Raw genomic sequence first — 4,027 nt, forward strand, 5'->3', positions numbered from 1 at the left:
GCCGGATATCCCCTGTTTTATCGTTTGCTCGCGGAACTCGGCATCGAAACCGACATGTGCCCCAGCTCGTACATGAGCTTTCACAACCTCGACACGCGGACCGGGCTGTACGTCACGCCGGGGCTGCGTGGGCTCATGGCGCAGGGTTTCGGGCTGCTGAATCCGAAGCGGCTCAAGAGCTTCGCCGACGTTCTGTCCGGCGTGGCCGAGGGACGGCGCCGCCTCGCGGCGGGGCGGCTCGCGGGCGTCACGCTCGCCGAGGCGCTCGCGGACATTCCGGCGCTGCGTGGTGGCGATGCCCGGCTGATCTTTTTGTGCGCGCTCTGCCTGATGTCGTCGATGGACGCGGCCGACATCCTCGCGTCTCCCGCGTGGTTTTTTTTCGAGAAGCTTGCCGTTCATCATGACGTGGTGTCGCCGAAGGCCGTGTATTCGGTGCGGTGCGTACGCGGGGGAACGCGGCGCTACGTCGAGGCGCTCGCCGCGACCTTTCGCGAACGCATCGAGCTGAACTGCGCGATCCGCACGGTGGCGCGCTCGGACGACGCCGTCACGCTGGTGATGGCAGATGGCGAGCGGCGCACATTCGACGACGTGGTCTTCGCGTGCAACGCCGACCAGGCGCTCGCGTTGCTGGAGAATCCGACGGACGGTGAGCGGCGGCTGCTGGGCGCGTGGCGCTATCGCGACGGGCGCGTGGTCGTGCACACCGACGCGTCTTCGTTTCCCGCCCGCCAGCTGACGCAGGCGTACACGTTTCTCTACACCGAGCGCGACGGCGTGTTCCAAACATCCGTCAATGGCGCGCTGTGGCACGAACCGCAGATGCCGGACGACAGCCCCTACTTCAGCTCGCAGCACCCGAATGTTCCCATCCGGCCCGACACCATCGAACTCGACACGATCCTGCGCACGCCGATCTTCGACGCCGCGTCGTGCGGGGTGATCCGCGAGCTTCCCACGCTGAACGGCGGGCGGACGTGGTATTGCGGCAGCCATTTCGGTCACGGGTTGCACGAGGACGCCGTGGCGTCCGCCGTGGCCGTGGCGGACGCGCTGGGTGTCCCGTTCGTGTCGTGAAACTCGTCCGCCGCGTCGATGACGACCCGGAACAAAAATTCCGGTTCGGAAAATTCGTTCAGCAGACGATGCGCCGGGCGCGGATGTACTCCTTCACCATCATGCGCGCACGGCGGATGTTCTGTAGCCGGAAGTTCTTTTTGCGGATGTTGTCGAAGTCGCCTTCGTCGAACTGCTCCGACTGATACTCGCGCTCGACGAGATCCATGTTGGTCAGCAGCATCCGCAGATGCGGCGGCTGAAACTTGCGCATGCTCACGACGGTGAAGGTCGTATAGCCGTCCGCGATCGACTTCACGAGTTCTTTCGGGCTCCCGGTCGGAAAACCACCCACGGACAAAACCCCCACGCGGCGTGGCCGCAAAAAATTTCTGCCCTCGTCAGCCCTCGCAGTACTCGTGCGGATCGTCGCGCAGGTCCGACGCGTCAAAGGTCACGAAGTCCTGCGTGAGGTAGAGATTGCCGTCCCCGCACTCGTGAATGCCGACGCCGACGTAACGGAAATCGCGGTTCAGGATGTTCCCGCGATGGTTGAGGTCGCATTCGGGCTCGTCCATGAACAGGTCCTCGAGCGTGCCGACAATCCCCGAGCCGTTGGTGCCGTAGGCGATGTTCTCGCCGGCGGTCACGAACGAGACCCCGCCGTCCGCCATGCGGTCGAAGGGATCGTCGCCGTCGGGGTTCACGTGGTCGAAGAACCCGCGATCGCACATGTCCTTCGAGTGCAGCCGCGCGACCTCGGCCAGGTCGTCGTCCCACAAAATCGCCGGCGCGCAGTCCGACTCGTCCGGATTGTCCTGCCGGTCCTCGTTGATCATCATCGCGTTCTGGCACGCGGGGTCGGACCCGTCGCAACCGGGGTTCGCGCCGTAGTCGATGTCGCACTCGTCGGAATAGCCCGCGCCGTCATCGTCGCCACCGCCGCTGTCGTCATCCGTGTCGTCGTCGCCGAGGCCGTCCTCCTCGGTGGTTTCCGTCTCGCCGAAACACGCCAAATACGACGCGGCCGACAGCAACGTCGCCACCGCCAGGATCGTCCACAGGAATTTCGCATTCATACCGTCACCCTCGATGGAGACGTCAATCTACCACAGGGCGATTCCCCGGTCCAAGCGGAGCAATCAGTCGGTAGTGGGTCAGTTTGACATGTGCGATGTCATTCCGAGCGATTCGCCGAAGCGTAAGCGAGGCGGAGAGTCGAGGAATCCCTTTCAACTTCGCGAATCAAAGGGATTCCTCCGCTCCGCTTCGCTCCGGTCGGAATGACAATCGAATCGCTCCTCGCAAACTGACCCACCACCAATCAGTCTGTCGCCGAAGTCAACCGCGCCTCGGCGGGACCAATCCCCATCCCACTCCCGTCGCCCGCGAGTCCGTGGTATCGTGACTCGATTGCCGCTTTTTTAAAGGACTCGCCAATGCGCTCCGTCGTGAAAACCGGATCGGGACCGGGCCTCGTCGAGGTCGTGAGCCGTCCCGTGCCCGATTGCGCGCCGGATGAGGTGCTCATTCGCGTGGCGCGCTGCGCGGTGTCGTCGGCCGACCTGCGCGTGTGGGATGACCGCATGCCGTATTACCCGCCGATCGTCCTCGGCCAGCAGTTCTCCGGCGTCGTCGAGCGTACCGGCGCGGATGTCGTGGGCGTCGAACCCGGGGCGCGCGTCATGTGCGAGGTCCACGGACGCACCTGCGGGCGCTGCCGGTTCTGCCTGTCGGGACGACGGCAGTTCTGCCACGACAAGCGCGTGCTCGGCATCGGACTCGACGGCGCGATGGCCGATTACATCGCCGTGCCCGCGCGACTCGCGCACCGCATTCCCGATTCGCTCGGCGACGAGGCCGCCTCGCTGGTGGAACCCGCCGCCGTGTGTCTCAACGGCATCGTGAACCGCGCCGGGATCGAGCCCGGCGACACCGTGGTCATCGTGGGTTGCGATTTCAACGCGCTCGTCGCGATCCAGCTTTTGCGCGCGCTGGGAGCCGGATCGATCCTCGTGGCGGGGACGCCGCTCGACGAAGAGGTGCGCGTGCCGATGGCGTGCGAACTCGGCGCGACGGAGTCCGTCGTCCTTCAGCGCGTCGATCTCACCGATTTCGTCATGGACTTCACCGGGGGGATGGGGGCGGATCTGGTCGTGGACTTTCTCGGGCAGTCCGGCGCGATGGACGAGACGCTCTCGCTCATCCGCACGCTCGGAAGGTACCTGGTGATCGGTTACGCCGATTCCGAGGACCTGGAACTGCCGTGGCGGCGCATGTATCAGAGGGCGGTGTCGCTTCACTTCCACTACAGTTCCAGTCACACCGCCTGCGAGCAGGTGATTCGTTTCGCGGCCGACGGGCGATTGCGCCTCGAACCGCTGGTGAGCGACGTGCTGCCGCTCGCCGAGTGGGAATCGGCGTTTCGATTCGCACGGGCCGTCGAAGTCGTGAAGGTGCTGATCGATCCCTCGGCCTGATCGCCCTCGCCGCGTGGATTCGGGTCGCTCAAACGAAATTGCGTGAAGAATGACACCAACAGACCAGTTGGCTTGTGCTATGCACACGGATTCGCTTTTAGAGGTTATCTCATGCGGCAACGAAGCGTGGAACGGTTTGTCTTCATCTGGATGGTCCTCATTGCATTCCTTTCCGCGGCCGGGGCTTGCGGCGGCGGTGGAGGGGATGACGACGACGATGCTGCGTCAGGCGACGACGATGACGACGACGATGACTCCGGCACGACGTTGACGTACGAAAACTTCGCGAAGGACTTTTTCGGAGAATACTGCCTGCATTGCCACGTCGCGCCCCTCGACGAAGACGTGCCCTTCGTTCTCGACAATTACGATGCCGTGGTGGAGCAGCTCGACGAAATCCGCACGCAGGCGGTGGAACTCAAGGCTATGCCGCCCGAAGAAACGCCCGGGGATTTCCCGCCGGACGAGGAGCGTGAAAAGCTCGGCGA

5 protein-coding genes are annotated in these 4,027 nt (G+C 64.3%); 3 read left to right on the forward strand and 2 right to left on the reverse strand.

All coding sequences use genetic code 11. The features are described 5' to 3' along the window. On the forward strand, positions 1-1,080 hold a 1,080-nt coding region (locus IT350_20810; GenBank protein ID MCC6160503.1), incomplete at its 5' end, for an FAD-dependent oxidoreductase. A 58-nt stretch (positions 1,081-1,138) separates the two neighbouring features. Here the strand turns inward: IT350_20810 and IT350_20815 are convergent. Both IT350_20815 and IT350_20820 read right to left on the reverse strand, forming a co-directional pair. Next, a complete protein-coding gene (locus tag IT350_20815; protein ID MCC6160504.1) occupies positions 1,139-1,414 on the reverse strand; it encodes a hypothetical protein in 276 nt (91 codons plus the stop codon). 46 nt (positions 1,415-1,460) lie between these two features. Next, positions 1,461-2,138 carry a CAP domain-containing protein gene (locus IT350_20820; GenBank protein ID MCC6160505.1) on the reverse strand — a complete coding sequence of 226 codons (678 nt, stop codon included), beginning with the start codon at positions 2,136-2,138 and terminating at the stop codon, positions 1,461-1,463. Between the two features lie 360 nt (positions 2,139-2,498). On the opposite strand from IT350_20820, the gene IT350_20825 reads away from it, so the two are divergent. Beyond that, positions 2,499-3,539, forward strand: coding sequence for an alcohol dehydrogenase catalytic domain-containing protein (locus IT350_20825; GenBank protein MCC6160506.1), 1,041 nt, complete (start codon positions 2,499-2,501; stop codon positions 3,537-3,539). 111 nt (positions 3,540-3,650) lie between these two features. Then, on the forward strand, positions 3,651-4,027 hold a 377-nt coding region (locus IT350_20830; protein MCC6160507.1), incomplete at its 3' end, for a hypothetical protein.

The organism is Deltaproteobacteria bacterium, assembly GCA_020845895.1.
In the GTDB taxonomy this organism is placed as follows: domain Bacteria; phylum Lernaellota; class Lernaellaia; order JACKCT01; family JACKCT01; genus JADLEX01.

Excerpts from the sequence above, each read along its gene's own strand:
- IT350_20820 (MCC6160505.1), bottom strand. The coding sequence starts at position 2,138 with ATGAATGCGAAATTCCTGTGGACGATCCTGGCGGTGGCGACGTTGCTG.
- IT350_20825 (MCC6160506.1), top strand. The coding sequence starts at position 2,499 with ATGCGCTCCGTCGTGAAAACCGGATCGGGACCGGGCCTCGTCGAGGTC.